Genomic DNA, 3,442 nt, shown 5'->3' with positions numbered 1-3,442 from the left:
TTGAAGGGCGACGGGCGGCTGCGGGAGATGCTGCGGCTGCCGTATCAGTTGACGGGGGCGCAAGGCCGCACGGTGCGCGAGATCGAGGGCGATCTGGCGCAGGAGGCGCCGATGCTGCGGCTGTTGCAGGGCGATGTCGGGGCGGGGAAGACGCTGGTGGCGGCGATGGCGCTGCTGATCGCGGTGGAGGCGGGGACGCAGGGCGCGATGCTGGCGCCGACCGAGATCCTGGCGCGGCAGCATTACGAGACGCTGCGCAAGACGCTGGCGGGCCTGCCGGTGCAGATCGGCGTGTTGACCGGCCGCGACAAGGGACGTGCGCGCGAGGCGACGCTGATGGCGCTGGCCGCCGGCGAGATCGACATACTGGTCGGCACGCATGCCATCTTCCAGGAAGGCGTCACCTACCGCGATCTCAGCTTGGTGGTGGTGGACGAGCAGCATCGCTTCGGCGTGCAGCAGCGCATGATGCTGCAGGAGAAAGGGCGCAGTCCGCACGTGCTGGCGATGACCGCGACGCCGATCCCGCGCACGCTGACGCTGGCCAATTATGGCGAGATGGATGTCAGCCGTCTGGACGAGATGCCGCCCGGGCGCGAGCCGATCGAGACACGGGTCGTGTCCGAGGAGCGGCTGGACGAGGTGGCGGCCGGGCTGGGGCGGCACCTGGCCGATGGCGGGCAGGCCTATTGGGTGTGCCCGCTGGTCGAGGAAAGCGAGAAGTCTGACCTCGCCGCCGCCGAGATGCGCGCGGAATCCCTGCGGGCGCTGTTCGGCGACAGGGTCGGTCTGATCCACGGCAAGATGAAGCCGGCCGAGAAGGACGCGGTGATGGAGGCGTTCGCCGGCAACCGGCTGGGCGTGCTGGTCGCCACCACCGTGATCGAGGTCGGCGTCGACGTGCCCAATGCGCGGCTGATCGTGATCGAACATGCGGACCGTTTCGGCCTCGCGCAGTTGCACCAGTTGCGCGGGCGCGTCGGTCGGGGCGGGGGGCTGTCGCGTTGCCTGTTGCTGCGCGGCAATGCGCTGTCGGAAACCTCGCGCGCGCGCCTTGCCCTGATGCGCGAGACGAATGACGGCTTCCGGATCGCGGAGGAGGATCTGCGGCTGCGCGGGGCGGGCGACCTGCTCGGCAAGCGTCAGTCGGGCGAGTTGGCGTTCAGGCTGGTCGCGCCCGAAATGCTGGGCGACCTGATCCAGTGCGCGCAGGACGATGCCCGGTTGCTGATCGATCGCGACGGCGGGCTGCAAGGCCCAAGGGGGCAGGCGGCGCGGACGGCGTTGTATCTGTTCGAGCGGGAGACGGGGGTGGCGCTGCTCCGCTCCGGATAAGGCTCAGGTCCCGCGGAGCGCCGAGAGGAACGGGAAGTACAGGTGGGTCGGCACCGGCCGGTTGAACTGGCAGCCGATTCGCCCGCCGAGCGACCAGCGGATCTGAGCCTTCACGCTGCCCAGCACCGGCAGCAGGATGTCGATCCGGTCGCCGACCTCCAACGTATCGATGCACCGCGCCATCAGGCCGCCGCCCGATACGTTGACGATCACGACGGTGATCCTGCCCCCATCCGGGACGGTGGCCGATGTGCGGTGAAACACCTCATGACGCGGTTCACCGCGATCCTCATGACCGGCTACCGTCGTCGACCAGCTCATATCCCATTCCCGCATTCACCTTGTGGTGAAACAGCCATAACGGCTGTAAGAAGATGCAGGTAAGTTTTTTATTATGAAAATCAGTATGATGTAGATCAAGATTCTGTGCTGCGGCGCATCGCGATTATGCGCCTTCCAAGAGCCCGTGATGCTTCTTGCCGGCGGAAATGCGAACGATCCCCTGGCCGACAGCGATCACCGCGGTGTCGCTGTCGATCTTCTCCCCCTCCACCCGCGCGCCGCCGCCGGCGACCAGGCGCCGTGCCTCGCCCTTCGACTTGGCGAAACCCAGTCCGACCAGCGCGTCGACGATGCCGATGCTGCCGCCGGCAACCGCCAGCGTCGGCAGGGCACCGCCGGCCGATCCTTCCTCAAAGGTCCGGCGTGCGGTTTCCGCGGCTTCCTCCGCCGCCGCCGCCCCGCGGCACATCGCGGTGGCGGCATTGGCGAGGATCTTCTTGGCCTCGTTGATCTCCGCGCCTTGCAACGCTTCCAGCCGGGCGATCTCGTCCAGGGGAAGATCGGTGAAGAGGCGCAGCCGCACGCCGACATCGGCATCGGCGGTGTTGCGCCAGAACTGCCAGTAATCATAATCGGGCAACTGGTCCGCGTTCAGCCAGACCGCGCCGCCCACCGTCTTGCCCATCTTGGTGCCGTCGGCATTGGTCAGCAGCGGGGTGGTCAGCCCGAACACCTGCGTCCCATCCACCCGGCGCGAAAGATCGACGCCGTTGACGATGTTGCCCCACTGATCCGATCCGCCCATCTGCAGGCGGCACCCGGCACGGCGGGACAGTTCCAGGAAGTCATAGGCCTGGAGGATCATGTAGTTGAATTCCAGGAAGCTGAGCGATTGCTCCCGGTCCAGCCGCATCTTCACCGAATCGAAGCTGAGCATCCGGTTGACCGAGAAATGCTGGCCGATGTCCCGCAGGAAAGGAATATATTCCAGCCGGTCCAGCCATTCGGCATTGTCCAGCATGATGGCATCGGTCGGGCCGTCGCCAAAGGTCAGGAAGCGTTCAAACACGCGCTTGATGGAGGCGACGTTGGCGGCGATGGTATCTTCGGTCAGCAGCTTGCGCGCTTCGTCCTTGAAGCTGGGATCGCCGATCTTGCCGGTGCCGCCGCCCATCAGCACGATCGGCTTATGGCCGGCGCGCTGCAACTGGCGCAGCATCATGATCGATACCAGATGCCCGACATGCAGTGACGGCGCGGTCGGATCGAAGCCGATATAGCCCGGCACGATCTCGCTGGCCGCCAGCGCGTCCAATGCCGAAGCATCGGTCAACTGGTGGATATAGCCGCGGTCAGAGAGGGTGCGAAGCAGATCGGACTGATAGGTCATAGCGTGTGTGTCGTTACACATGCGCACCCGCGTCGTCACCCTTCAGTTGGGCGGCATCACTTCTTTGGCAACTGCGTCTGCGGATCGACGGGGGTGCGGCCACGACGGAGTTCGAAATGCAATTCCGGCCGGTCGGCAAAGCCGGTGTCGCCCGACAGCGCGATCGTCTGTCCGCGCTTCACGCTCTGCCCGCGCTGGACCAGCAATTTGGAGGCATGGCCATAGACGCTGGTCCAGTTGTCGCCATGCTTGACGATGACCAGCCCGCCGAGTGCCGCGATGCCGTCACCGACATAGGCGACCACGCCATCCGCCGCGGCCTTGACCGGCGTGGCGAGGGGCACCGCGATCTTGATGCCGTCGTTGCGCTCCCCGCTGCCCCCGGGGCCGAAGCGGCGAACGACGCGGCCGTCGACCGGCCAGACGAAGCCGGAG

At 66.4% G+C, this 3,442-nt stretch carries 4 protein-coding genes; 1 reads left to right on the top strand and 3 read right to left on the bottom strand.

All coding sequences use genetic code 11. The features are described 5' to 3' along the window. On the top strand, window positions 1-1,335 hold a 1,335-nt coding region (locus tag Q0U08_RS19015; protein ID WP_298093314.1), incomplete at its 5' end, for an ATP-dependent DNA helicase RecG. Window positions 1,336-1,338: 3 nt separating this feature from the next. On the opposite strand, the gene Q0U08_RS19010 is transcribed toward Q0U08_RS19015, so the two are convergent. From Q0U08_RS19010 to Q0U08_RS19000, 3 genes are all read right to left on the bottom strand, one after another. After that, window positions 1,339-1,656: a PilZ domain-containing protein gene (locus tag Q0U08_RS19010; RefSeq protein ID WP_298093313.1), complete on the bottom strand. Its 318-nt coding sequence runs from the start codon at window positions 1,654-1,656 to the stop codon at window positions 1,339-1,341. Between the two features lie 124 nt (window positions 1,657-1,780). Continuing rightward, window positions 1,781-3,007 (bottom strand): tyrosine--tRNA ligase, encoded by a 1,227-nt coding sequence (gene tyrS / locus Q0U08_RS19005; RefSeq protein WP_298093312.1) that lies wholly within the window; start codon window positions 3,005-3,007, stop codon window positions 1,781-1,783. Window positions 3,008-3,063: 56 nt separating this feature from the next. Continuing rightward, window positions 3,064-3,442: murein hydrolase activator EnvC (locus Q0U08_RS19000; RefSeq protein ID WP_298093311.1), on the bottom strand; the 379-nt coding region annotated here is incomplete at its 5' end.

Source organism: uncultured Sphingomonas sp., assembly GCF_946477935.1.
Classification (GTDB): domain Bacteria; phylum Pseudomonadota; class Alphaproteobacteria; order Sphingomonadales; family Sphingomonadaceae; genus Sphingomonas.
Note: the sequence above shows the minus strand (reverse complement) of the source record. Positions and strands in the feature narration are given on the sequence as shown.